Origin of the sequence: Flavivirga rizhaonensis (assembly GCF_004791695.1) — a bacterium.
Classification (GTDB): domain Bacteria; phylum Bacteroidota; class Bacteroidia; order Flavobacteriales; family Flavobacteriaceae; genus Flavivirga; species Flavivirga rizhaonensis.
Genome location: NZ_SRSO01000005.1, coordinates 93,125 through 118,773, shown reverse-complemented (window position 1 = coordinate 118,773; position 25,649 = coordinate 93,125). Strand labels below are relative to the sequence as shown.

Genomic DNA, 25,649 nt, shown 5'->3' with positions numbered 1-25,649 from the left:
AAGGCGGTATGTGCAATGCGGGATTCGAAGCGACTACCACCCGAATCAGTACAATGTTTATTAAAGGTACAAAATTTCATTTACCCACAAAACCTAGCATTGCATGTACCGCGTGTTGTGGTGCGTTTTCATCAATTTAAAGATTGATATCCTGCATTGTATCTTTTGATCTCTTCATTCTTATTATTTTCCCATCCATAAATTCAACTCTAATAACAATATATTTTGTTTTAAACAGGCTCTTATAACTCTTTGAACAAATAAGAACAAAGTCATATTTGAGTTTCCCCTGTGGAACTTGGATTACTTCAAATTCGATTTTTGACTGTGCAATTTTAGATGTTTTTCTATATTCGCTCTGCTTTAGATTATGATTAATAAAATGGTCAATTTCACTAAAATATGATACACATTCTTCAACAAATGAATTAAACCTATCAACCTGATTTTGAGTGATTTCTTTTTTTTGAGCTGAGAACCACAATTCACAATGAATCTCCTGATTTGGAAAGGTATAAATGTTATGATAGTTAATAGTGTTTCCAAAGATGGACTCAACTAAAGAGAATTCATTCTTAATCTGTTCTATTGAAAGCATATGATCATATGTCTAAATTGTAAATTGAGCTCAAAATTAGAATCTAATTTCTCACTTAATTTTTCTATTTATCTTCAAAAATTTGTCGGTCTTCTTCATTAGTTCAAATGCACCACAACGTCTAACTAAAATGAGTATGCGCCCCTGTTGCCAGAAGTACCGAAGTTTCCTAGTTTACATTGTCCTATCAGATAGCTCAGTTCGCATATTCATTTTAGTGTTTGTTACCCAACGTTTTAGTCGATTCTTTCCCTTAATTTATTCAAATAGGGTTTCAGCTCTGGACGTTTTTTGCAAGTTTTACAATTTTTTGGTTTTATGATATCTTCCAGTCTTTCTATTGCTTTCGGAGTTACTACTATATCACGCTCAATCAAAAAATCTATCATAATCCATAAGTCTTGTTTAGATCCTTGTAGTGCAACTTCGAAAATATCTTCTTCTGAATCATAATCATCTGAATAAGGGTATGCTCCCATATCTAAGAAGTAAGATAAAATCTCTAATTTCTGAGATGTGTTGCGCAAATTGGTCAATGCGTAATACATAGGATTACTACTTGGTTTTTTTTGACCGTAGGTTTTTATGTCAGGCTGATTAATATCTGCTCCATATTTTACCATTAGTTTGATATAAGCCAGTTTATTCTCTATTTTCTTGTTTTCTAAAATTGCATTTATAACTGTATATTTCTTATAGCTCCTTTCATCTACACCATCTTTTCGTATTTTCAGATTAGCCCCTTTCTTAAGAAGCTTTTCTAAGGTAGCCATGTTTGGTGAGGTGAATTGATCATCTATTATTTTAAATATTCCTTCCGTAAGCTGCTCAGGTGTGAATGGAAGTTCTAAAACTCTATCTAGTAAAGGGTTATTCTGACTAGATAAGGCAAATCTTAAAAAATGATAGTCGGCTTTTAATTGATCTTTGGGGATCATATCGAACAATTCTTCATTACCTCTACTAATGATATCCAAAATCAAGCCCTCTATTTTCCAATCATTTTCGTATGTAAAGTTCATATCCAAACCAGCATCTAAACACATACCATAAATAGCCTTGAAAAACTCGAATTCTGGTTCACTTGGCAAATAATTTTTCCCTTTATAGTGGTAGATACTTTCGATTAGTCGACCGTATTTGAAATTTTCATATTGGTCTTCAAATGCTGCGTTGACATCAAAGCCATTTTGAATCGCAAACTCCAGAATTTCCTTAGAAACTTCAAATTGATTGGGGCTAAAGTTGAAAAGGGTATATTGTGCTTTAGGATTGTGTTTGCTGGAAAATGGAAGTTTATATTGTTGATATTTTTTTTTGAGTCCCTGCACATCATTTTTCACTATCAACTCCTGAAGTTGTTTTTTCTTTTCTGGTAACTCAAAATATTCCTCAAGCTTTAACCCATAGATGAAATCAAGAGCATTAAGGTTGACGATATAATCGTCTATTTCTTTTGTGTGAAAAAATAAAAAATTTGTTTCTACTGTATAGGAATAATATATTTCCTGGTCTTCCATAAGCTCCATTTTTTCCTTTGGGGACAGTCTTTGATAATCTTCATTTAGTTGAAGCGACTGCTTAAAAAGAGCCACTTTATGATAATTTAAATGGTGCCTCCATTTTATCTCATTTTCTTCGTTGATTGTTTTATCTAATGTTGCATAAAAATGACCTTTGTATTTGTCATCATACGCTTGTTCATTCAAGGTAATTGTGTTAGTTAAGGCATCTAAATATCCAATATTTAAAAGAGCTCCATTTTTTACTAAAAAACCAAAAAAATCTTTTTCTACATCCAATTCGTCTTTGTTTCCAATCCCTAGTGAAAAGAAAGTTATTGGTGTTAATCCATTGACGGATTGGTTTATATCGGCCCCTATTTTAAGAGCCTGTTTTACTTCAGAGGTATCTCTAATTGTAATTCCCCAAAATAATTTTTGCCAAGGTTTTTTGATTTGAAACTCTGGTGATTTTTGGGCGTAACTTGGTGCGTAAGCTAAAATAATGACAACTATTAATAACTGATATGTGAATTTCATAATTCAAAATGTTGGGTAACGGTCTTGTATAAGATTAGTTGCGTGGTTTAAACACTAAAGTTAGCAAATAAACCACAGATAGAAAGTCCGAGAGGACTTTCGTAAGTACACTATCACTAGCAATTAATTTTATACGGTGTTGTAAGCAGTTTTTATTACTCATTTAATAATTTTTCCAATTCATTAATCGAAATATTTTCTTTAATAATTTTTCCGTTTGGATCAATTAGGTAATTATGAGGTATCGCTGAAATGACATTATATTTTTGCAAAATATCACTTTCAAAGCCATTTATTTCTATAACATTTTGCCAAATGATAGAATCTTTATCAATAGCTTTTAACCAGTTGGCTTTGTTATTGTCTATTGAAACACCAAGAATTTCCAAATCTTTGTTTTTATGATTTTTATACACTTTCAATAATTCAATATTTTGTTTTCGACAAGGTATGCACCAAGAAGCCCAAAAATCAATGAGCAAATATTTTCCTCTAAATGAGTTTGTGTTAATTAGAAAACCTTTATTATTTGGTAATTCAAAATCCGAGATATTTTGACCAACATTAATTTTCTCAATAGGATATAATATTTTTTTAATTCTCCAAATACTGTTTTTCGATTGTTTTTCTAAATCCAATTTTTTAAATAGAGATTCTATTTCATTAATTGGTAAAATAGATTGCTCGGTTATTTCAGATAAAATGTCTCCGCTATATTGATTTTCAGGATTTTTTAGTATAAGTTCATTTAGTTTATTTGAAAGCTTTGACTCCCAATCACTGCTATTTTTAAATTCTTTTATGAAGTTTTCAAAATCATATTGAATTTTGGACGTATTGTTATTAAAAATTGTGTCTATGTTGATAAAGTTCAATTCAATGTCTTTATATTTTTTTTTCTCTGAAGTGATTTCAATATCAAAACTTGAATTTTCTATATAAAATGATTTATTTATTGAAGATATTGGATGAATAACAAAATCTGCTTTTGTTGGGTTTTTTATTACTCCATAAAATTTGAATTCATTATTTTCAATGAGAGAGCTATCTTTTATATTTCCGTACTTCAAATAAATGTACTTTGGAATATCTCCATTAATTTTTCCATTTATAACAAAAGACTGATTGACATCTTTTTTACAACCAACAAGACACAATAGTGTCAAAAGAATCAATATTAGATTTTTCATTTATAAATGGTGCTTTAGGTTTAGCTCAAATTGCTTACAACGTTCAGTATAAGAAACGTAGGACAGGTGATAAGCACTTTCGTTTCGGTTTATTACTTAGCTAAATATAAATATTTTGCTTTTATCTTTTCTACTATAAATGCCAAATTTTATATTTAGCGGACTTTGTTAATATGCACAGACCTTTCGGTTTAGCACAAACGCCCTATGTTTTTTATACATTGTTACCTGGCTGGCTTTTTTTCCATAAACTTGCTAGCGTTGGCGTGAAAGCTCTTTTAAATTTGTGAGGTACGAGCAAACTTTAAATGTGCTTGAACTTGCGTTGGCTATTCTAATTGGCCATTGATATTTTCCAGAACTTCTCTGAATTTTATTAAATCTTTTCTTATTTCAGCGCATCTCACCTCATTAAACACTTCTTCTTTTCCAGTTACGTGACTAATAAGAACTTTTTCTCCATCTTTAATTGATTCAGTAACGTGAGCAAATAAATTTCGCGTAGCGATTACTTTAGAATCATATGAGTGAGCAAATTTATCTATACCAATCTTTTTTAATTTATAGAGTTTGTTAATGGTTTTTGCTTTTTTTAAAGAGTTGAAATATCCGCTATTATCTACTTTCGATTGTATATCTTTTGATTGATAATTTTCAAGATTCCCATTAATCTCTGCTAATAATTCGTTTATATATGTTTCAATTTGTTCAGAAACATCAGATTTAAGAAGTTTATGGATAATCTCTCTCATAAGGTCATCCAAATCACTTGTTTCAGCCATAATTAAGCCTCTCATAGAGTTTACTTCTTGTACTTTTTTTATAGTAGTGTCTATTACTTGTTCAGCTTTAGTTATAAAATCTTTTCTTTGAGATGTATAAATTCCCTCAAACTCGTACTTTTTTATACTGTCACGAACAGATTCTATATCATTTGAATAAAAAATTACATCTGTTAGGATAGGATTTTTTTTCTGTTCTCTAATAAATTTGATTATTTCATCACCATCAGGAGAACCAGCAAGTGAAAAATCAACTAAAAGTAAGTCATAATCTTTAAGTTGATTTATAGAATGTTCAGACTTAACTTCTTCAAAAGTTTTACAGTGTTTTGATTCAATTACAAATCCTAAGTCCTCTAAATAATCACCAATTAATCCTTTGCTATCTTCATACCAAGTCGTCACATCTTCAACCCATAATATTTTGTATTCTATTCTCATTTTTTTAACTTGATTTTTAATTCGAATCCTTTTGTATACTCTGGATTGTGATGAATATCTCCATTTAATTCATCTTCAATAATTCGTTTTACGTGACTTAGTCCTAAACCAGAACCTCTTGTGGTTGTGATTCCTTCCTCAAAAATCATAGTACTATCCATTTTTACAGATAATTGTTGACCGATATCTCTGATAGCGATTTCAAGATTACTTTTTACGATATTAAATTCCAATATTACTTTGTCAGCACTTTTTCTACGAGAATTACTTAGAATATTATCAATTACAACAGTCAGTTCAATTGGTTTGAATTTTTTTATGAACGTTGTTTCTTTATTTATGTATTCTACATTTAATCTATACAGAACTTTATATGTTTTTTCAATATAATTACAAATGAAATTAACTATATCTTCAGTTGATTCTAATGAAGCTTTTAAGTAGTTAGCTTTAGTTGTAAATCGTGTGATAGTTGCAATTTTTTCATTTGCTAGATTGATACCACTTATAAATTCTAATAATTCTTTATTCTCAATTTTTTTACCCTTCTCAATTTTTCTTTTAAATCGGAGTATTTTTTTTGAAATAGTATCTGAATATACGCCTACTATATGGTTAGAATCTCTTAAATCCTTATACTCTATTGTTTCTGCGGATTTATATTGTGTTAATTGTTTTTTTCTTATTGTAGCTTCCTTTTCGGCTTTTTTTCTAGCTTCTTCTTCAATTTTTCTTTTTTCTTCTTCCTCTTTAGCTTTTAGTTGTGCTTTTACTTTAGCTAATTCTGCTTGAGCTCTCTCTTTCTCTTTTTTTTCCGTTTGAAATTCAGCTTGTCTTCTTTTTTCTTCTTCTTTTCTTCTTTTTTGAACCTCCTCTTGAGCTCTTATTTCTGATTTTTTTAATTCAAATAAAGCCTTTTCCTTTTTTCTTTCTTCTTCCAAGGCTTTCTTTTCAGCTTCTTCTTTTTCTTTTTTTAATCTTTCAAAAGTTTCCTCTATATCAGTTACTTTATTTAAAAGCTTTGAATCACTTGTTTTATCAGCAATGTCTTTTAAATCAGAAATAAACTTAATTTGTGTATCATCAATTTTTTCATTTATTAAATCAATGAAACCTTTATTGAAATCAATAATTTCTACATTCTTGTTGGATGTTAAACTTTTAATAATTTGAATGAAATCTAGCTTACTCCCTAAATTTGATTTAGCAATTTCAAGGTTTTCAGAATCTTTATCTGTGGATAGTTTATCTCTGTATTCTTGCGCTTTATGGTCATCATCACCAAAATATTTCCTCCTTTTAAATCCTTCACCCCAAAGTACTCCAACGACATACCTTTCCAATCTTCTATGTGCTAATTCAAAAGCATTTAACAATTCATAATAACCAGGTGTTTCTATTAACCCACCATCTCTACTAGATACTTCTTTAAATTGTTCTGTATTGTTTGTAGAAATTGAAACTCTACCAAATAAATCCCTAGTTCCTAGAAATCTATTGTAACCTTGTTGTTTTCTTTGGTCAATCCCCCAGCTATCGTCTCCAAACTCTCCATATGGCTGAACTCTAAAGTCATTTTTAAATAAAAAAACAGAGCCAAAATTCACAACCTGAATGCCCATTTTTCTTGTAAAATTACTTTTAGCAGAAGTATTTAAAAAGTATAAGTCTATTTGTAAATTTTTAATAATTTGAAAGTCCTTTGCTGGTTCTTTGATATGATAGATTAATTCTCCTCTGTCAATTATTTTAGTTTCAATCTCACTATTTTTAATTTTGAAAGTAATTTGAGATGTTTTCAATTCTAAAATATCAAGAATTGCATTTTTTATAGAACCATTTACTTTATCCCTCTCAAAATACTTTTTCCCTTTATTTTCTTTTAGTCCTGTTTTGTAAAAACCATTTTTATCTTCATCTAATTCTCTTTTACAAATAATTTCAATATTGAAATCGTTTTTTTCTGAAAAAGGATTTATAAGTTTTTCAAGAGAGTATTTTAATGCTAATATTCTTTTTCTATCCCAAACATTATGAAGTTTTGATATTTCTAGAATTGTTCCAGAGTTAGAGTTATTTGGAAATTTTACTTTATAATCAGTAATTTTATTGTGATTAACTTTTACAGTCTCAAATGTGTTTTTTTGGTCTGTTTCGAATTTAGACCAATCAATTTCCAACTCTTCTAATTTTGATGAGCTATCATTTTTTGTTTTTATAGTAAGTAGTTTTCCTAACCTATCACTAGAAAACCTTCCAATTCCTTTTGCACCAGCATAATGTTTTCTTTCTTGAATTATATCTCTATAAGATTCATTTTTATCAGAGTCATTCTTGTCTTCTGAGTCATCTTTTTTTGCTGAATACGCAACAAATAACCATTTGTTTTTTAAATCTTCTAGGGACATTCCTTTACCATCATCTGAAATAATTAGTTTATTATCTTCAATGGTAATAACTACATTTTTAGCAAATGCGTCATAGGAATTTTTGACTAATTCAAAAACAGCAATAAATTCATCAGTAATTAAATCCTTACCAATGATATCTTTTAAGCCTGTGCTTATTTTAAATTCTAATTCATTCCCCATTATTGAATTAGTTGTTTTAAAACTAAACCTGCTTGTTCCCCAAATAAAGGAGGAATAGCATTTCCAATTTGTGAATATCTTGGCACTTCTTGTGTTCTTCTTTTTCCGCCAGTTGTATATTTTCCTTTAAACTGATAAGTGTCTGGAAATGATTGAATACGTGCATATTCACGAACTGTCATTATTCTTGGTTCGCAATAATGGATGTAATCATCTGGTAATGTTGTAATAGTAGGAGTAGGTTTATTTGCTTCTAATATCTTTGTACTACTCTTTTTTAATTTGAAACGCTCTCTATATGTTGAACTAGTTAGTTTTTCATCTAAAGCAACTTGAAATCTATTCTTAACTATGTCTGTATGTTTTGCAAATCGATGACTATCGACTTTGCTTTCTTGTCTTTTGTATTTTCGTAAGTGCTTTTGATATTTTGATTCAATTTCTCCATAAACACCAGCTTTAAAATTTGGTGTTTCCGATACTACTTGACCATTAGATTGAAGCAAATCAGATATTGCATTTTCTAAAGATGGATTTACAGTAAGGTTTTTATTGATTAAGAAAGAGTCTTTATTGTTTTTAATTTCTTCAAAGAAAGTTTCTTTATTTATGTTTGAATTATTTTCTACAAATTCATTTTGAATTCCTACTAAAATAAAACGTGTTCTTTTTTGAGGAACTCCATAATCTGCAAAGTTTATGAGATGTCCTTGAACAGTATATCCATTCTTTTTCAGTTCGTCAATTACATATAATGAATATGCTCTTCCTTTTTTATCATTTTTTTTAAAACCTTGCGTAAACCCTTTTACATTTTCAAAAAATATTAATTTGGGCTTTACTAAATCAATGAATTTAATGTAAGAATTAATTAAATCATTTCTCGAATCATTTTCAATTCTTCTTCCTGCCATTGAAAATCCTTGACAGGGTGGTCCACCTGCAACTAAATCAATTTTACCTCTTAGAGCTATTAGGTTTTCAGAATGGTCTTCTAAAACTTGATTGATGTCGTGATGTTTTTGGTCTAACCAATTTGGCCAGTCAAAATGTTTTTTCTTTTTGATTAAATTATGTTCGAGTGTTTTAAAAGCATCTTCGCTTTTTTCAATAGCAAAAGCTCCTTTCCAACCTGCATTATGCAATCCTAGAGAAAGTCCTCCACAACCAGAGAACAAATCAATATATGTCTTTTGGCTCTCCATATTTATAAATTGTCTTTTGTAGAGTGTAATAATATTCTAACATCAACATCCAATATATTTGCAATCTTTCGGAGAACTTCAATGCTTGGCTGTGCATTATTATTGCAGTAATTTGTTACTATTACATAACTTTTTTCAATCTTTTCAGAGAGCCAGGTTTGAGTCCTTCCTTGTTCTTTTAATACTTCCTTTATTCGATTCATTTCGACCATTTATAAGTCATTGTAAAGCATTTTTATACAGTATTCTAATATAATTCAGTACTGTATTTCAAGTGCATTATATTATTATACGAAATTACAATATAAAAATGTATTGTAAAATATGATAAAATAGTATATATTTGTATTGTATTACAATATATAAACATAAGGATATGAGCAAAAGATATACCAAATCTGATTTAGAAGAGATTGTTTACAAGCAATTAGAAAACCTAAATGCAATGCACGATTTATTGAGCATTATGAAAATTCAAAATGATTTGATTCAAAATATTAATCAGACATTAAGAGAGGAAATAGGTCAATTTAAAAAGCAACAAGTAATGTATCCGACAAGAAGAAATTCAAAATCGTAAACCCTATGAGCTCTGGAAAAAGACAAGCTCTTTTTGTTTTGTGAGGCACGAACAAAATGAAATGTGCTTGACTGTGCGTTGGCTTTTCAGCTTGCAGGTAACGTCTAGTATAAGATTAGTTGCGTGTTTTAAGCAACAACCTTAGCAAGTACAAACTGAATAGAAAATCCGCAGGGATTTTCGTAAGTAGGCACGCACTAGCAATTAATTTTATACCCTGTTGTATGCCGTTTTATTGTTTTAATTTCAAATCCTCAAAAATTTCTTTAAACATTTCTCCAGGGTCTATGTCAATAGCTAATGCAATTAAGAACAGCTCATCAGCTCTTAATTTAGTCGATTCATTTGAAGTCAATTGCGATAACCTAGCCTGACTGATTCCAGTTCTTCTGGAAACCATAGCTCTATTCACAGATTTCTTAGTTAAATATAGTCCTAAAGAAGTCATATAATCTTTCGAATTTGTTAAGATAAATTTAGCCTTATTATATAAAACTTTAGAAAGTCTATAAATTTATTTTGAATTTAAATAGATAATCAATAGATTTGTTTAGAAATTCTAAAGAAATATTTAATAAGTGTAATGATATGAGCAAAAGATATACCAAAGCCGATTTAGAACAAATTGTTTATAAGCAATTAGAAAATTTAAACGCAATGCACGATTTATTGGGAATTATGAAATACCAAAATGATTTGATTTACAATATCAATCAAACGTTAAGGGAGGAAATAGGTCAATTCAAAAAACAACAAGTGATGTATCCAACAAGGAGAAATCCAAAACCGAAAATCTAATGCAATCAATTCCTGAGTAACCACGTACATAATATTATATGTGGTTATTTGTTCATCATTAATCGTTGATTCATTTTTTTTATGTGCGCTTTATTGTAAATTTTACTGCTTAAAATCCAATAGATTACTAATCCAAACAGAATAGTTGTCAAAATTGAAATCCAATTTAGTCCTTGCCAGTAAAACATTCCAATAAGAATCAATAAAAGGACAGTTTCAAAGATGTATTTTTCTTTTTCTTCATTCCTTCTTTGTAGAATCATTTTATTCCCTTTCCCCTTTTTAATTCTCTCGAGTACTTTTTTTGTCAGTTTGTCAACACTGTAGTATTTGTCCAAATCAGAGAGGCTAAAACAGATTCCAAATTCCAATTCAAGTTTATCCATAAACCTGTAGTACTTTCGTACTCCTCTAAATGAATTCTTAATTGTATTTTTTTGATGAGCTGGATTAGTTAAGAAGTCCATAAAATGATTTTCATTAAAGTCAGATGAAGGATTACTCCTTTCTGATTTAAAAATCTCAAGTATTTTATTTTTAACTTCTTCTTCGGTCATTTTAGTCTAATGGCATACAACAATTGTATAAACGCACTTTATGGAGTTTATTCCCTAATATTTTTGGATATACGTAATAAAGGTGCGTTTATTTCTATTATACAAACCAAATATAAGAAATATCAACCCTTAAAAGGGTGTAACTTCAAATCAATAAAAGTAACGAAGAATAAAATGTATTTAAGTAAAACTTAGATGTGATTTTATGTGCTATTTGCGAAGTTTCAAGACTTGCATAGTAATGGGGCCTCATCTCTTAATAGATTTTTTCCATTTCTCAACTTCTTCAAAAAAGTATTGATGCATTCGCTTTCAATCTCGACTTTTGAAAACTGGTAATTTTTGCAACTAGGTGATAAGTAAGATGCTCGCGTCTTTTTGGGTGTAGGCTCTATTGTTGCTTTAAAAACTTCCTAATTAGGGAGTTTTTAATCCGTTTTTGTTTGTGCCAAAAATAATAAAATGTCATTGTGAGGGAGGAACGACCGTAACAATCTGTTTTATTAATAACTCAAAACCTAAATTGAATAGATTCTTATGTTGCATTTTGGTACTCCTCAGAATAACCAAAGTATTGATCTCAATTAATTTACACTCTCACAACCACATACCCGCTTCTTGTTTTCTTATAATGATTCCCATTCCAAAAGTAATAACGTTTCCCTTTAACTTTTACAATTTTGTAATGTCTAGGGGCTTTTTTTACAACAGTAACCTGAGTTGCTGGTTTAGTAACTACACGAGTACGAGTAACACAAGAAGATAAACTCATTGAGCATAAAACGAAAAACAAAATAATAAAATGTCTCATAGCTTTTTTTAGATTTGGTTCTGCTATAAGACTTACTAAAAAGTAAAAGGTTTAATCGAGAAGCATTTCCTGAGGTTTGCCTCAGAGTTTCGGTTGAAATTTACTCAAATAAAGCCTTTAGTTCTGTAGCCTCATTTGGTTTTATTTTTCCTGCCAACAATAAACTTAATTGTTTACGGCGTAATGCGGCATCATAGCGTTCTTTTTCTAAAACAGTTTCTGGGCTTATTTCTGGAATGGCTATAGGACGACCGGTTTCATCTACCGCCACAAAGGTGTAAATGGCTTCATTAGCTTTTGTTCTATCACCAGACTCTCTGTCCTCTATCCAGACATCTATAAACACCTCCATAGAGGTTTTAAAAGCACGAGATACTTTAGCCTCTACAGTTACAACACTTCCTAAGGGAACAGCTCTATTAAAGGCCACATGATTCACAGAAGCCGTTACTACAATACGTCTTGAGTGGCGTCTTGCAGCAATACTTGCAGCACGATCCATTCTTGCTAGTAATTCCCCTCCAAATAAATTGTTTAAAGGGTTGGTTTCACCAGGTAAAACCATGTCGGTAAGTATCGTTTTTGATTGTTCAGGAGTCTTTGCTTTCATTACATGAATTTAATAATGCAGCAAAGTTAAGTATTAAAGCAGTAAAATATTAGTGAATTTGTAAAAACTAATCTAGTTTTCTAACATCCAACCAAGCGTCTCTGTTATGAGTGTTCTTGATGTTTCTTAAAGCCTTTAAAGCCTCAAGCCTATCTTCGTAGCTTGCATAAACGACCTGATGTAAACCATATCTGTTAACGCCAATTTTTCTAGCACTAAAACCTTCCGCTTTAAGTTGTTGTACCTTTTTATCGCAGTTTTCTTCAAACCTAAATGCACCTGCAATAATATGATAATTACCAGCCTGTTTGGTTACATTCAAAGTAATGGCAGGAAACGGATTTAAATTAAATGTTGCCTGTTGTATTTTAGTATCCAATTGTTGTGTCGCTTCCTCCTGCGCTAATTGGTTATGTTGCTCAATTTGATTTACATAATAATTAGCTCCTCCAAGACCACCAAGTGTTAAGGCCACTAAAGCAATTGCAGCATATTTTAAATATGATGGTGCTGTTTTACGCTTTTCAGGAGTAACAGTAATAGGAATTACTTTTTCAATGTTTTTAACCTCTTCTTTGTAAACCTCACGAGTTACTTTTGGTGATACAAATTGAGACAACCCAAAAGAATCAGTTAAATAGTTAAGATGGTTCGATGGTTCAAATACAATTTTACCTTCGCTATTAAAAACAATGTCTCCAATATTTTTGAAAGTGAGTGTCTCGCCTTGTGTTAAATAATTCTTTAATGTGTGTACTCGCTTTTCAATTTTTTTACTGGCAACCTCAAAAGGAATTTTTTCTACATCAGCAATATAATGTGCTAATAAGCCATCATTTTTTTGAATCTGCTCATTAAATGACACCGTCTTACTAGGTGGATAAAAAGCATTGGTAGTTCCGTGAATGGTTGCAGATACACGTTGTGTTAAAAAAGCACCAAACTCAGGAATGGTAACACACTCATATCTATATAATAAATCGCTTATGTAGGTCTCTAGTTGCATAGAAACAAAGTTAAAAAATTATGCTTTCATATAAAATTTAGACAGAAGTATTTATTAACAGTATAAAAATTCTTTTATTGCAGCTTTAAAATCAATGATATAGCATGACAGAAAATGATTTGTTTTATACTTTGGCTTTGCAACATGTACCAAATATTGGGGATATAACAGCCAAGCGGCTTATCTCACATTGTGGTACTGCCGAAGCCGTTTTAAAGGAAAAGAAGCATAATCTACTTAAAATTGATGGCATAGGCAGTGTTATTTTAGGAGATTTATTTGAAACATATCATTTAAAAGCTGCAGAAAAAGAAATAGACTTTATAAAGACTAACGGCATTAAAGTATCCTATTTTAAGGAAGAAAGTTATCCTGAAAAACTAAAACATTGCATTGATGGCCCTATTTTATTGTTTCAATCAGGACATATTGATTTAAAACAACAACATATTATTAGTATAGTTGGAACCCGCAAAATAACAACTAATGGTATCGCATTTTGTGAAACATTGGTGGAAACTTTAGCACCCTATAACCCTATAATAGTTTCTGGTTTTGCTTATGGAACAGATATTACGGCGCATAAAGCAGCCATTAAAAACAGTTTACAAACTGTTGGCTGTTTAGCACATGGTTTGAATCAAATTTATCCTAAAGCACATAAAAAATATATGGTCGATATAGAGAAAAATGGAGGCTTTTTTACCGATTTTTGGAGTAGTGATACATTTGATAGAAATAATTTCTTGAAAAGAAATAGAGTTATTGCGGGCTTAAGTGAAGCAACTATTGTTATAGAATCTGCTGAAAAAGGAGGAAGTCTGGTTACTGCAGATATTGCAAATTCTTATAATAGAGACGTATTAGCTGTTCCAGGAAGAACTACAGATAGTCAGAGCATAGGATGTAATAATTTAATAAAGCATCAAAAGGCACACATGCTTACAACACCTATAGATGTGCCTTATATTCTAAATTGGCAATTAGAAAAAGACAAGAAACCAGCCATACAAAAGCAATTGTTTGTAGAGTTGGATACTACAGAAAAAACAATCTATTCGTATTTAAAAGAAAACGAAAAACAACAACTGGATGTGATTGCTATTAATTGTAATATGCCTATTTTTAAAATAGCGAGTGTATTGCTTAACATGGAGTTAAAGGGAGTTATAAGACCACTGCCTGGGAAATTATTTGAAGTTGTTTAATCCCTGCCTTTAGTCTTCCCTCAAGATGAAGTTAGGAATCTTAAATAATTGAACTTATTTTTTCTGAGTGGATTCTAGCTTTCGCAGGAATGACAAATGCAAGTTAAATAAGTTTGACAAGATGCACGTGAATATGTTAATATCCAACCTTTTCGCGCACTCTACTCAAAACAGTATCAGCTACTACTTTTGCTTTATCAGCACCTAAAGCTAAGGCTTTATCAATCTCATTAAGATTATCCATATAGTAGTTATAGCGTTCGCGTTGTGTCGAAAATTTTTCAATTACCAATTCAAACAAAGCCTGTTTTGCATGTCCATAACCATAACCGCCATTTTCATAATTAGCTTTCATTGTTTCAATTTGCTCGTCATTAGCCAATAAACTATAAATAGCAAAACAATTACAGGTTTTCCAGTCTTTTGGGGCTTCTAATGGTGTACTATCCGTTTGAATACCCATTATTTGTTTAAGTAGTTTTTTATCGGCTAAAAATATATTGATGATATTATTTCTACTCTTACTCATTTTTTCACCATCGGTTCCTGGAATGAGCTTTGTGTGTTCTTGTATTTTTCCTTCAGGTAATACAAAAGTGTCACCAACTTTAGCATGAAAACGAGACACCACATCGCGTGTCATTTCAATATGCTGTAGCTGGTCTTTTCCAACAGGAATAATTTCGGCATCATACAATAAAATATCGGCAGCCATAAGCATGGGATATGTAAATAATCCAGAGTTTACATCTTCTAGTCTATCCGCTTTATCTTTAAAGCTATGCGCTAATGTTAAACGTTGGTAAGGAAAGAAACAGCTTAAATACCAAGATAGTTCAGTAACTTGTGGAATATCACTTTGTCTGTAAAACACTGTCTTTTCTATATCCAAACCAAAAGCTAACCAGGTAGCTGCTGTAGAATACGTGTTTGTGCGTAATGTTTCAGCATCTTTAATCTGAGTTAAAGTATGCAGGTTTGCAATAAATAAATAGGAATCGTTTTCAGGGTTATTAGCCATTTCAATAGCTGGCATAATAGCTCCTAAAATATTTCCTAAATGCGGTGTTCCTGTACTTTGTATACCTGTAAGTATTCTTGCCATAATATTTCCTGCTAAAGTAGGAATGTGTTTTAATTAAATAATGCTGCGAAAATACGTATTTGTTACACAATAAAAAAAGTGGCATTGGCCACTTTTTAGTATATAATTTATGTTTATGTCATTTTTTTAATAAGCCAGCAATAAAGAGAATTATTGAAGCCCCGATAGCTCCAGTTAAAATATCACCAACAATACCATTCATTATAGAAATACCAAGTTTTGCAAAAAGCCAGTTACCAACAAAACCGCCAATAATACCAATTACAATATTAAAAAGAACTCCGAAACCACCACCTTTCATTAGCTTTCCAGCTAACCAACCAGCAATACCTCCAATTAAAAGTGAATAAAGTAAAGACATAATTTTAATTGTTTTAAAGTTAATATGATTTAAATATAATCAATTTATAATAGTTATTTTTGGAACTTATGATAGTTTTTAAATACATTTTCTGGGTATTATATCGTATTTGGTTTTATATACTTGTAGGATTGCCTATATTAATATTGTTTCCAATACTTTTAATTTCTATTTCAAAAGAATCGTGGTATCCGTTCTTTTTTAAAATTGCCAGAGTTTGGGCAAAGATGATTTTAATTGGTATGGGTTTTAGATATCGTATTGATAGGGAGCAAATACCCGAGAAAGGTAAGAGCTATATGTTTATAGCTAATCACACTTCAATGGCAGATATTATGCTTATGCTAGTCTCTGTTAAAAACCCATTTGTATTTGTTGGAAAAAAAGAACTTGCTAAAATCCCACTGTTTGGTTTCTTTTATAAGCGTACGTGTATTTTAGTAGACAGAAGCTCCCCTAAAAGTAGACAAGCTGTTTTTTTAAGAGCACAACGTAGGTTACGATCTGGCTTAAGTATTTGTATTTTTCCTGAAGGTGGCGTGCCAGAAGAGCATATAGATTTAGATCAATTTAAAAATGGCGCTTTCAGATTAGCAATAAACCATCAAATACCTATTGTGCCATTAACTTTTGCAGATAATAAAAAACGGTTTTCGTATACATTTTTTAGCGGTAGCCCAGGAAAAATGCGTGCTAAGATTCATAAATTTTTATCTACAGAAAATTTAAGCATTGATGATACCAAGTCTTTAAACGACACGGCTAGAAATATTATATTGAAACAATTACAAAGCTTTAATAAATAAAAAACTGCTCAGGGGAAGAGCAGTTTTTTTTCGATATTGATTTTTGAGCTTAATAAAAATCAATATCCAGATCTAACCAAAAACCTAGAATTTAATGGCGAATCCAGTATAAACCCCTATAAAGAAAGGTTTAAAGTCGCCAGATGTATTATTAAAGGTGTTAATTTGATATTTGAACATAGGTTCTAAATTCAAGTCTATTTTTTTAGATACTTTATAATTTAATCCTAGTCCTAAATTAGCACTATAACTTACTTTATTTATATTGTTAGCCTTACCTAAAAGGGTCCTGCCACCTTCTTGTGATTCTGAAAAAATCTTGTTATTACTTAAAAAGAACGAACTAAATCCTCCAATAAGATTAACCCCTAATTTTTTATCTGAAAGTGCGTATTGAATCTCTAAAGGGATTTCTATATAACCTAAATTTTGATTAATAGAGCTATTAGATGTTGGAAATGCTTCAGGAATATCACTTGAATTGAGGCTCTCTTCACTAAAAAGGGAGACAGTGTTATCTGTTGGAGCATCACTACTAACGTTTTCCGTTTTTATAGCGTTAACATTTTGTAATGAACGACTACTTGAAGATACACCTACAACTTGAAAAGAAACAATATCATTGGTGCTATAACCTAAATTAACTTTATTAATACCAGAACGAATACTTAGTTTTTCGTTAATAGCATAACTGGCAGAAATACCATAACTCATATTAAGTTCACCACTTTTAGAATTATCATTGAATTGAGGGTCTATGGAAGAACCTTTACTAAGAGTATTAAAATAAACAGGCGCAGCATTTGGGGAGATACTCCACCTATTTACGTTATCATCTTCTTCAATAATGTCTTTAGTTTTGTCTATTGCCTCTTCTATGGTAAGGCTACTTTTTTCTTCTTCACTAGTTACGATTTCCGTATTATTTTCTTCGGTCTTTGCTATCGCATTGTTACTTTTTGAAGCATTGTTAACGATTTCTTTTGCCCGCTTTTTACCAATTAATAATTCTTTATCTTGTTGAAATCCTTGATTATTTTTTTCAGAACCTGAAGCAATGACAGTATTGCTCTTTAAGGCTTTTTGGAGTTTGTCTGTATTTTTATTTTCTTCAGAATTATCTGCAAGAGTAACATGGCTTTTAGGTTTGTTAGCAATTTTATTAGTATTGTTTTTTTCTCTAGAATTATTTGCAACGGCATTGTTTCTTTCAGCATTTAATAACTTGTTGATAGCATGCTCTTCTTTATTAGTTATAACGTTAGCCTCTTTTTTTTCCTCGTTACCATTTCTTGATGCAGGTGTTTCTACAATTGATGACTCTTCTGAAGTAATTATTCCCTTAGGTGAAAAATTTGTTTGTTGTGGAGTATTATTACTATTAGAACTTTTGTTTTCGTTAGAGTCAGTATTAACAATAGCATCATTGGCATCATTCAAGTCAATAGAATTATCTTTTTTAGAATCTAAAGGAGGCGTATCTTTTGTATCGACTATTTGATCGGCTTGGGTTTTATCAGAATCATTAAAATAAACACCGCCAATAGTTAATAAAAGTAATAATAGTGCAGCAACACCAGCATAACGCCACCAAATAGGAATGACACGACGTTTTTTCTTTTTCTGGTTAAGCTTAGCTTCTATATGTTCCCAAACAGCGTCACTAGGTATGGCTTCAAAATCTTTAAAACCCTCCTGAAACAATCTGTCAATATGTTTTTTATCACTCATTATTATAATGATTGTAAACTTTGCATCGTCTTGTAATTCTCTATAGTTTCCTTTAAGCTAAGTCTGGCACGAGCCAAATTAGATTTTGAGGTTCCTATATTTATGTCTAGCATTTCTGCTATATCTTTATGTGAATAACCATCTAATACATATAGGTTAAAAACCAATCTATATCTGTCTGGTAATTCTTGAATAATTTGTAAAAGATAATCGATGGATACTGTATCTTCATCAACTTCTAATTCAACATCTTCAATTATATTTTCATTTATTATATCAAAAACCTTTTCGTTTCTGTATCGTTGCAATACAGTATTTATAGCAATACGTTTTAACCAACCTTCAAAAGAGCCTTTATTTTTGTACTGTTCAATTTTTAAAAAAATTGTTAAAAATGCATCTTGCAGATTATCTTCTGCTTCGGCACGATTTCGCGAATACTTTAAACATACAGAGAATAGTTTACTCGAAAAGAGTTTGTATAATTCTCCTTGGGCTTTAGTATCATTAATTTTACAATTTTCTATGAGTTGGTTTAAACTCAAAATTAAACATGTATTAAATTAAAAGCGTTATTCAACTACAGGCACCTCAATTGTTAAAAACTGATCTTCTCCATCGGTGTCTTCACCTTGCCAAAATTTAAAAATATAAGAACCATTTCCTGTAACTATAAAGTTGAAAGTCGATTCTACTAATTCATTGTCTAAGGTTTCACAATCATCCTTCTCAAAAAGATAATTTATAGGAGCAACGGTGCGTTGATTATTCTCTTTTAAATAATAAAACTCTTTGAATGTATGACAAGTTGTGGGTCTAAGATAAGAAACAGTAATCGGATATGTTTCTCCTAATGTAAACTCATCAGGAATCTCAACACTTTCAACGGGTAAAATTTCAAAGCTAAAATTTGGACCATCATCATCAATACTACATGAGACAAATAATAGCGCCATAAAACAAAAAACAAAAAACTTTTTCATAGCAATAAAAAATTTAGGGTATTATACATGTTCGCACTATGTAGATGCACAATGAATAAAAAGGTTGCGTATAAAAATAAAAAATCCCGAATTAACGGGATTTTTTTAACTATTCTGTTACTAATTTTCTAACTTTTCCTTCGAGTTCGTCCATGAGTTCGGGGTTATCTTTAATGAGTGCTTTCACAGCATCCCTCCCTTGCCCTAGCTTAGTGTCTTCATAGCTAAACCAAGAACCGCTTTTCTTTACAATTTCAAGCTCTACAGCAAGGTCTAATACTTCACCAACTTTAGAGACACCTTCGCCATACATAATATCAAATTCTGCCATTTTGAAAGGAGGTGCTACTTTATTTTTAACCACTTTTACTCGGGTTTTATTACCAGCAACACTTCCATCGGTTTCTTTAATTTGAGTTGAACGTCTAATATCCAATCTAACAGAGGCATAGAATTTTAAGGCATTACCACCTGTAGTTGTTTCTGGGTTGCCAAACATAACACCAATTTTTTCACGTAATTGGTTAATGAATATAACAGTACAATTGGTTTTACTAATAGATGCTGTAAGCTTTCTTAAAGCTTGAGACATTAAGCGAGCATGTAAGCCCATCTTAGAGTCTCCCATTTCACCTTCTATTTCACTTTTAGGTGTTAATGCAGCCACAGAGTCGATTACCACAATATCAATAGCTCCTGAGCGAATTAAATTATCGGTAATCTCTAAGGCTTGTTCACCATTATCTGGCTGTGATATAATTAAGTTCTCAATGTCTACTCCAAGTTTTTCAGCATAAAATCTGTCAAAGGCATGCTCAGCATCTATAAAGGCAGCAATACCACCTGCTTTTTGAGCTTCTGCGATAGCATGTAAAGTCAATGTGGTTTTACCAGAAGATTCCGGGCCATAAATTTCTATAACACGTCCGCGTGGATACCCTCCAACGCCTAAAGCAATATCTAAACCTAAAGAGCCTGATGAAATAGCTTCTACATCCTGTACAGCCGCATCGCTCATTTTCATTACTGTTCCCTTTCCGTAAGCTTTATCTAATTTATCTAATGTAAGTTTAAGTGCTTTTAATTTGGCTTCTTTTTCGCTGCTCATTTATAATTTTTTTTCTCTGATTATGCTTGCTAAAATACTACATCTTTTATGATGATACAATAATAGTTTTCAACATAAATTTAGAAATAAAAAGATCGATTATTAATTTAAAAAAATAAAGATTCGTAACACAACGCAACCTTTTTGAACATTTTACATCTATTTAGTAAAGTGGGAAATTTTGCTATGAAAAAGAATTAAATGAAATTTTTCAAACAAACAATTTTAATAAACGCATTGGGTGTTTCAGTTACCGTTATTGTAAATAGTAACTGTAAAGCCGATGGTGGCTAAAACCGTGGTATATTAGTTAGAAAAAATAAATTAATATTTTAACCACGGATTAGTCAAGAAAAAGCACTTTGTTAAACATAAAGTGTTTTTTTTTATTAGTGAAACTTGTAAGTTGAACTAATTCCGCTGAAAAAGCGGAATCTTAAAATTGACATCTCAAATAAGTAGAACCTTCTTGCCTGCGGTTACCATGTTTACATATTTATAAAGAAAATATGCCTGTTCGTTGACAAGGTTTGAGCCTGTGTTGTTTTATTGTTTAGTTTCGATACGATAAGACAATAGATTCGTGTAAATTAGTGTAATTCGTATCTAACTCTTTTATTAGTTATTACATCTATCAATTTTTGTGTGCTTATGGTAGTTATAAGAGAAGGTTTTTTAGATATAAATGCCATAAAACCTGCCATTGGGAATTTACTTTCTCACTTCTGTATAAAATTGTACTTTTGCGCTTAAGTTTCATTTTTCTTCCCTTTGGGAAGGTTAGGATGGGAATTCTTTAACCTTATAAATTAGTATAGCATGCAACTGTACAATAAATTAAGCGCAAAAGAAAGAGCAGAATTAATCGATAAAGCAGGAAAAAATCGATTAACACTTTCTTTCTACCAATATGCCAAAATTGGCAACCCACAAGTTTTTAGAGATCATTTGTTTATTACTTGGAACGCATTAGATGTTCTTGGCAGAATCTATGTCGCTCACGAAGGTATTAATGGTCAATTATCATTACCAGCAGACCGCTTTAACGAATTTAAAACACATTTAGACACGATTACTTTTTTGAAGGATATCCGATTAAATATAGCGGTAGGACAAGACAATAAATCGTTTTTAAAGCTAAAAGTAAAGGTGCGCAACAAAATTGTTGCCGACGGTTTAAATGATGATACGTTCGATGTCACCAATAAAGGTGTTCATGTAGGGGCAGAACAGTTTAATAATCTTATAGAAGATGAAAAAACAGTTTTGGTAGATATGCGTAACCACTACGAAAGTGAGATAGGACATTTTAAAAATGCCATGACGCCAGATGTAGATACTTTTAGAGAATCTTTAGATATTATTGAAGACGATTTAAAAACGCATAAGGAAGATAAAAACCTTGTTATGTATTGTACAGGAGGGATTCGTTGCGAAAAAGCAAGTGCTTATTTTAAGCATAAAGGATTTAAAAATGTATATCAATTAGAAGGGGGAATTATTGAATATACAAGACAAGTAAAAGAAGATAACCTAGAGAATAAATTTTTAGGTCAAAATTTTGTTTTTGATGACCGAAGAGCAGAGCGTATTAGTGATGATGTTATAGCTAATTGTCATCAATGTGGAAATCCGTTTGATGTACATACCAATTGTGCTAATGCCGCTTGTCACTTACTATTTATTCAATGTGATACTTGCAAAGAAGCGATGGAAAACTGCTGTTCTAATGAGTGTATGGAAATAAATAGGTTGCCTTACGAAGCGCAAAAAGAATTGCGTAAAGGGCAAGGAAATAGTAATGATATTTTCAAAAAAGGAAGGTCTAAAGCTTTAAAATTTAAATAAGATGCAGCAAATAGAATTAATGGCTCCTGCAGGAAACTTTGAGTCGCTTCAGGCTGCCCTAGATAACGGAGCAGACTCTGTATATTTTGGTGTCGAGCAGTTAAATATGAGAGCAAGGGCATCTATAAACTTCACTTTAGATGATTTACCTGAAATTTCAAAACGTTGCAAAGCAAAACATGTAAGAACGTATTTAACCTTAAATACCATCATTTACGATCATGATCTATCCATAGTAAAAACACTTGTAAGAAAAGCAAAAGAAGCTAATATTACTGCTGTAATAGCTATGGACCAAGCAGTAATAGCCTGTGCGAGAGCGCTCGGTTTGGAAGTGCATATTTCAACACAAATTAACATTACCAATATAGAAACGGTTAAGTTTTATGCGATGTTTGCAGATACGATGGTGTTAAGTAGAGAATTGAGCTTACGTCAGATAAAAAAAATCACTGAAGCCATTGAAAAAGAACAAATCAAGGGACCTTCTGGGAATCTGGTTGAAATTGAGGTGTTTGGGCATGGCGCACTTTGTATGGCTGTTTCGGGGAAATGTTATATGAGTTTGCATTCTCAAAACTCATCAGCAAACAGAGGGGCTTGCAAACAAAATTGTAGAAAAAAATACACGGTTATCGATCAGGAAACTGGTTTCGAAATGGAATTAGATAATGAATATATCATGTCTCCTAAAGACTTATGTACCATAGATATTTTAGATCAGGTAGCTGAATCTGGTATTAAAGTATTGAAAATTGAAGGACGAGGTCGAGCTCCTGAATATGTAGCCAGCGTTATAAAATGTTATAGAGATGCTATTGATAGTCTTGAGAATAAAACTTATGATAAAGAAAAGATTGTTTCATGGATGCAAGAGTTAGAAAAGGTTTATAACCGAGGGTTTTGGAATGGGTATTATTTAGGACAAAAACTAGGAGAATGGAGTAACGGTTCTGGGTCTCATGCTACTCAAAAAAAGGTATATATTGGTAAAGGCGTACACTTTTATACCAAAGCTAAAATAGGTGAGTTTAAAATTGATGCTTACGATGTTTCTATAGGAGACACTATTTTAGTAACCGGGCCAACAACAGGAGCAAAAGAGATGGAGGTCAATGAGATGTTGGTAAATGACGAGAAATTACTAACAGGTTCTAAAGGAGATACAATAACAATACCACTAGAGTTTAGAATAAGACCTTCGGATAAATTATATAAAATTGTTGAAAATAAAGTAGAGGTTTAATGGTTGTTATTACCTTACAAAGAAACAAGTGTATTGGTTGTAATTATTGTGTAGAGTTGGCTCCAAATCAATTTCAAATGTCAAAAAAAGATGGTAAATCGATTCTTTTACATTCAAAAGATAAAAAAGGGTTTTTTACCGTAAAATCTAATGATGATATTATTTTTGATGCCTGTGAAAAAGCTTCTAAAGCCTGTCCTGTAAATATAATTAGTGTTAAGAATATTTAAATAATTTTTTGGCTTTTTAAAGTCAACATAATAATCATATCTTTACATTTCAAAAAGAATTATTAATCTTCATTCGTAATAATTTAATTATTAGCGAATTCAATATATAAAGTATATGGCTTGCTCAAGCTGCTCAACTAAAGACGGTCAACCTAAAGGCTGCAAAAATAATGGTACTTGTGGTACAGACAGTTGCAATAAATTAACGGTCTTTGATTGGTTAGCAAATATGTCATTACCTAATGGAGAAAAACCATACAACTGGGTTGAGGTACGTTATAAAAATGGAAGAAAAGAATATTATAAGAATGCTGAAAACTTAACATTAAGCATTGGAGATATTGTAGCTACACAAGCAAAAGCTGGGCATGACATTGGTATGGTTACTCTTACAGGGGAGTTAGTACGTGTTCAAATGAAGCGTAAAAACATATCTGATAATGAAGAAGAAGCATTAAAAGTTTACCGAAAAGCAAGTCAAAAAGATATTGATATTTGGTCGTCTGCACGTGATAAGGAAGAACCTATGAAGGTAAGGGCGCGTCAGTTTGCAATCGATTTGAAATTGCAAATGAAAATTTCCGACATTGAATTTCAAGGTGATGCCAGTAAAGCCACTTTTTATTATACAGCCGAAGAACGTGTTGATTTTAGAGAGCTTATAAAAGTGTTTGCTCGCGAGTTTAGAACGCGGATAGAAATGAAACAAGTAGGGTTTCGTCAAGAAGCTTCAAGACTTGGTGGTATTGGGTCTTGTGGTCGTGAATTATGCTGCTCGACTTGGTTAACAGATTTCCGATCAGTAAGCACATCGGCAGCGAGATACCAACAATTATCATTAAACCCTCAAAAATTAGCAGGACAATGTGGTAAATTAAAATGCTGTTTAAACTATGAGTTAGACACGTATCTAGATGCTTTAAAAAACTTTCCTAAAACAGATACAAAAATACATACTGAAAAAGGTACTGCGGTATGTCAAAAAACAGATATTTTTAAAGGACACATGTGGTATGCCTATGAAGGAGAATGGAATCATTGGCACAAAATAACAACTACTCAAGCCAATGAAATTATTGATTTAAACAAGAAAAACGAAAAAATAGCAAGCCTTGAAGAATATGCTTCAGAATTGGTAGAAGATGCTAAGGCTGAGTTTGAAAACGTTGTGGGTCAAGATAGTTTAACGCGTTTTGATAGTCCAAAGTCCAATAATAAACGTAAAAATAATAAGAGAAGAAACAATAAAAACAGTAGGAATAATAAAAAGAAAAGAAAACCTCAAAACAGTAAAAATGCAGCAAAATAATGTATTCTTATTTCTTTTAATGTATTCTTTAGTATTTGTGTCTTGCGATTCTAATCGTGTTTTCGATACCTATAAATCGGTACCTAACAAGTGGCATAAAGACTCTATAATTAGTTTTAAAGTAACACCTCCAGATTCTACAAACGCGTATAATTTGTTCGTTAACTTAAGAAATACAAATGCGTATAGATATAATAACTTGTTTTTAATTGTTGAAATGAGTTTCCCTCATGGGAAAACCATCAAAGACACATTAGAATATAGAATGGCAGATCCCAGCGGAAAACTCTTAGGTACAGGACTTACAGATGTTAAAGAAAATAAGCTTTGGTACAAAGAGCAAGTCATTTTTAAAGAAAAAGGAGACTATACAGTTAACATACAGCATGCCATGCGAGAAAATGGCAAGGTTAATGGTGTTATAGAACTTGAAGGGATCACAGATATAGGTTTTAGAATTGAAAAACCTCAAAACAAATAAATAGAATGTCTAATAATCCTGA

General features: G+C 31.3%; 27 protein-coding genes. 9 read left to right on the top strand and 18 right to left on the bottom strand.

Annotated features, from left to right (window positions below; translation table 11 throughout):
• Positions 1–136 precede the first annotated feature (136 nt).
• The 7 genes from EM932_RS05115 to EM932_RS05085 form a co-directional block, all read right to left on the bottom strand.
• Positions 137–598 carry a hypothetical protein gene (locus tag EM932_RS05115; protein WP_135876100.1) on the bottom strand — a complete coding sequence of 154 codons (462 nt, stop codon included), beginning with the start codon at positions 596–598 and terminating at the stop codon, positions 137–139.
• Positions 599–834: 236 nt separating this feature from the next.
• Positions 835–2,640 carry an ankyrin repeat domain-containing protein gene (locus EM932_RS05110; RefSeq protein ID WP_135876099.1) on the bottom strand — a complete coding sequence of 602 codons (1,806 nt, stop codon included), beginning with the start codon at positions 2,638–2,640 and terminating at the stop codon, positions 835–837.
• A 155-nt stretch (positions 2,641–2,795) separates the two neighbouring features.
• A complete protein-coding gene (locus EM932_RS05105; protein ID WP_135876098.1) occupies positions 2,796–3,830 on the bottom strand; it encodes a TlpA disulfide reductase family protein in 1,035 nt (344 codons plus the stop codon).
• 329 nt (positions 3,831–4,159) lie between these two features.
• Positions 4,160–5,053 carry a hypothetical protein gene (locus EM932_RS05100; RefSeq protein ID WP_135876097.1) on the bottom strand — a complete coding sequence of 298 codons (894 nt, stop codon included), beginning with the start codon at positions 5,051–5,053 and terminating at the stop codon, positions 4,160–4,162.
• A complete protein-coding gene (locus EM932_RS05095; RefSeq protein ID WP_135876096.1) occupies positions 5,050–7,644 on the bottom strand; it encodes an ATP-binding protein in 2,595 nt (864 codons plus the stop codon). Before EM932_RS05095 ends, EM932_RS05100 begins: the two co-directional genes overlap by 4 nt.
• Entirely contained in the window at positions 7,644–8,849 is a 1,206-nt protein-coding gene (locus EM932_RS05090) for a DNA cytosine methyltransferase (RefSeq protein WP_135876095.1), read from the bottom strand. Before EM932_RS05090 ends, EM932_RS05095 begins: the two co-directional genes overlap by 1 nt.
• 2 nt (positions 8,850–8,851) lie before the next feature.
• The gene (locus EM932_RS05085) at positions 8,852–9,052 is read right to left on the bottom strand and encodes a helix-turn-helix domain-containing protein (protein ID WP_135876094.1); all 201 of its coding nucleotides are present in this window, start codon (positions 9,050–9,052) and stop codon (positions 8,852–8,854) included.
• A gap of 173 nt (positions 9,053–9,225) precedes the next feature.
• Between EM932_RS05085 and EM932_RS05080 the strand changes: the two genes are divergently transcribed.
• Positions 9,226–9,429, top strand: coding sequence for a hypothetical protein (locus EM932_RS05080; RefSeq protein WP_135876093.1), 204 nt, complete (start codon positions 9,226–9,228; stop codon positions 9,427–9,429).
• A gap of 232 nt (positions 9,430–9,661) precedes the next feature.
• Here the strand turns inward: EM932_RS05080 and EM932_RS05075 are convergent, their stop codons facing one another.
• A complete protein-coding gene (locus EM932_RS05075; protein WP_135876092.1) occupies positions 9,662–9,877 on the bottom strand; it encodes a helix-turn-helix domain-containing protein in 216 nt (71 codons plus the stop codon).
• 140 nt (positions 9,878–10,017) lie between these two features.
• Between EM932_RS05075 and EM932_RS05070 the strand changes: the two genes are divergently transcribed.
• Positions 10,018–10,227, top strand: coding sequence for a hypothetical protein (locus EM932_RS05070; protein ID WP_135876091.1), 210 nt, complete (start codon positions 10,018–10,020; stop codon positions 10,225–10,227).
• A 44-nt stretch (positions 10,228–10,271) separates the two neighbouring features.
• Here EM932_RS05070 and EM932_RS05065 read toward each other — a convergent pair whose 3' ends face one another.
• The 4 genes from EM932_RS05065 to EM932_RS05050 form a co-directional block, all read right to left on the bottom strand.
• Entirely contained in the window at positions 10,272–10,784 is a 513-nt protein-coding gene (locus EM932_RS05065; RefSeq protein WP_135876090.1) for a DUF3021 domain-containing protein, read from the bottom strand.
• 589 nt (positions 10,785–11,373) lie between these two features.
• A complete protein-coding gene (locus EM932_RS05060; RefSeq protein ID WP_170179729.1) occupies positions 11,374–11,595 on the bottom strand; it encodes a DUF6515 family protein in 222 nt (73 codons plus the stop codon).
• A gap of 100 nt (positions 11,596–11,695) precedes the next feature.
• Positions 11,696–12,205: an acyl-CoA thioesterase gene (locus EM932_RS05055; protein WP_135876089.1), complete on the bottom strand. Its 510-nt coding sequence runs from the start codon at positions 12,203–12,205 to the stop codon at positions 11,696–11,698.
• Positions 12,206–12,272: 67 nt separating this feature from the next.
• Entirely contained in the window at positions 12,273–13,211 is a 939-nt protein-coding gene (locus EM932_RS05050; RefSeq protein WP_135876088.1) for an HU domain-containing protein, read from the bottom strand.
• A 104-nt stretch (positions 13,212–13,315) separates the two neighbouring features.
• On the opposite strand from EM932_RS05050, the gene dprA reads away from it, so the two are divergent.
• Positions 13,316–14,419, top strand: a complete 1,104-nt coding sequence (gene dprA / locus EM932_RS05045) for a DNA-processing protein DprA (protein WP_135876087.1) — start codon at positions 13,316–13,318, stop codon at positions 14,417–14,419.
• 136 nt (positions 14,420–14,555) lie between these two features.
• Here the strand turns inward: dprA and trpS are convergent, their stop codons facing one another.
• Complete coding sequence (gene trpS, locus EM932_RS05040) at positions 14,556–15,524, bottom strand: tryptophan--tRNA ligase (protein ID WP_135876086.1); 969 nt, start codon at positions 15,522–15,524, stop codon at positions 14,556–14,558.
• A gap of 118 nt (positions 15,525–15,642) precedes the next feature.
• Entirely contained in the window at positions 15,643–15,885 is a 243-nt protein-coding gene (locus EM932_RS05035; RefSeq protein WP_135876085.1) for a GlsB/YeaQ/YmgE family stress response membrane protein, read from the bottom strand.
• Between the two features lie 68 nt (positions 15,886–15,953).
• On the opposite strand from EM932_RS05035, the gene EM932_RS05030 reads away from it, so the two are divergent.
• The gene (locus EM932_RS05030) at positions 15,954–16,691 is read left to right on the top strand and encodes a lysophospholipid acyltransferase family protein (RefSeq protein ID WP_135876084.1); all 738 of its coding nucleotides are present in this window, start codon (positions 15,954–15,956) and stop codon (positions 16,689–16,691) included.
• Between the two features lie 84 nt (positions 16,692–16,775).
• On the opposite strand, the gene EM932_RS05025 is transcribed toward EM932_RS05030, so the two are convergent.
• From EM932_RS05025 to recA, 4 genes are all read right to left on the bottom strand, one after another.
• On the bottom strand, positions 16,776–18,422 hold the full coding sequence (locus tag EM932_RS05025; protein ID WP_135876083.1) for a porin family protein: 1,647 nt from the start codon (positions 18,420–18,422) through the stop codon (positions 16,776–16,778).
• Positions 18,423–18,424: 2 nt separating this feature from the next.
• Entirely contained in the window at positions 18,425–18,967 is a 543-nt protein-coding gene (locus tag EM932_RS05020; RefSeq protein ID WP_135876082.1) for an RNA polymerase sigma factor, read from the bottom strand.
• A gap of 27 nt (positions 18,968–18,994) precedes the next feature.
• Positions 18,995–19,378 (bottom strand): hypothetical protein, encoded by a 384-nt coding sequence (locus EM932_RS05015; protein ID WP_246040907.1) that lies wholly within the window; start codon positions 19,376–19,378, stop codon positions 18,995–18,997.
• Positions 19,379–19,514: 136 nt separating this feature from the next.
• Positions 19,515–20,513, bottom strand: coding sequence for a recombinase RecA (gene recA, locus EM932_RS05010; protein WP_135876080.1), 999 nt, complete (start codon positions 20,511–20,513; stop codon positions 19,515–19,517).
• Positions 20,514–21,332: 819 nt separating this feature from the next.
• Between recA and trhO the strand changes: the two genes are divergently transcribed.
• The 5 genes from trhO to EM932_RS04985 all read left to right on the top strand — a co-directional run bounded on the left by trhO (position 21,333) and on the right by EM932_RS04985 (position 25,627).
• Positions 21,333–22,361 carry an oxygen-dependent tRNA uridine(34) hydroxylase TrhO gene (trhO, locus tag EM932_RS05005; protein WP_135876079.1) on the top strand — a complete coding sequence of 343 codons (1,029 nt, stop codon included), beginning with the start codon at positions 21,333–21,335 and terminating at the stop codon, positions 22,359–22,361.
• Position 22,362: 1 nt separating this feature from the next.
• Positions 22,363–23,607: a peptidase U32 family protein gene (locus tag EM932_RS05000; protein ID WP_135876078.1), complete on the top strand. Its 1,245-nt coding sequence runs from the start codon at positions 22,363–22,365 to the stop codon at positions 23,605–23,607.
• Positions 23,607–23,837 (top strand): ferredoxin, encoded by a 231-nt coding sequence (locus tag EM932_RS04995; RefSeq protein WP_135876077.1) that lies wholly within the window; start codon positions 23,607–23,609, stop codon positions 23,835–23,837. The genes EM932_RS05000 and EM932_RS04995 overlap by 1 nt, the downstream gene beginning before the upstream one ends.
• Before the next feature lie 115 nt (positions 23,838–23,952).
• A complete protein-coding gene (locus tag EM932_RS04990) occupies positions 23,953–25,146 on the top strand; it encodes a PSP1 domain-containing protein (protein WP_135876076.1) in 1,194 nt (397 codons plus the stop codon).
• On the top strand, positions 25,133–25,627 hold the full coding sequence (locus tag EM932_RS04985) for a gliding motility lipoprotein GldH (protein WP_135876075.1): 495 nt from the start codon (positions 25,133–25,135) through the stop codon (positions 25,625–25,627). Before EM932_RS04990 ends, EM932_RS04985 begins: the two co-directional genes overlap by 14 nt.
• Positions 25,628–25,649: the final 22 nt, after the last annotated feature.